The organism is Vibrio sp. 811 (genome assembly GCF_033339195.1).
Genome location: NZ_JAWOUB010000806.1, coordinates 1 through 549 on the forward strand (window position 1 = coordinate 1; position 549 = coordinate 549).

1 protein-coding gene is annotated in these 549 nt (G+C 46.8%); it reads right to left on the minus strand.

All coding sequences use genetic code 11. The annotated features are described in order from the left end of the window. The coding region (locus tag R7Q46_RS29505) for a homocysteine S-methyltransferase family protein (RefSeq protein ID WP_318078630.1) at window positions 1-549 on the minus strand (549 nt) is incomplete at both ends.

Below are 549 nucleotides of genomic sequence, written 5' to 3' on the forward strand. Positions count from 1 at the left end.
TTTGGAGATTTCTGGTTCTGAGGCACATAGGTTTAGAAAACGCACCATACAAGCCTGTGCGTCTAACATCCCCTCATCCATGTTGATGTCGATGATTTGGGCACCATTTTCAACTTGCTGACGCGCGACTTCTAATGCTTCGTCATACTGTTCTTCTTTGATCAAACGTTTAAAGCGAGCAGAACCTGTGACGTTAGTTCGCTCACCGACATTGATGAATAAAGTCTCTTTCTCAATCGTTAATGGCTCTAATCCGGAGAGACGACAAGCAACAGGCAAATCTGGCAAAGCGCGAGGTGTAACACCTTCAACGGCCTGCGCCATTTGGCGAATATGCTCCGGCGTTGTACCACAACAGCCACCAATCAGATTTAAAAAGCCGCTGCTAGCCCACTCTTTTACATGCTCTGCCATATCTTCTGGAGAAAGGTCATATTCTCCAAAAGCATTCGGCAAACCTGCGTTAGGGTGTGCGGAAACAAATGATTCAGAAATACGAGAAAGCTCTTCCACGTATGGGCGCAGTTCATCTGGCCCCAATGCACAGTT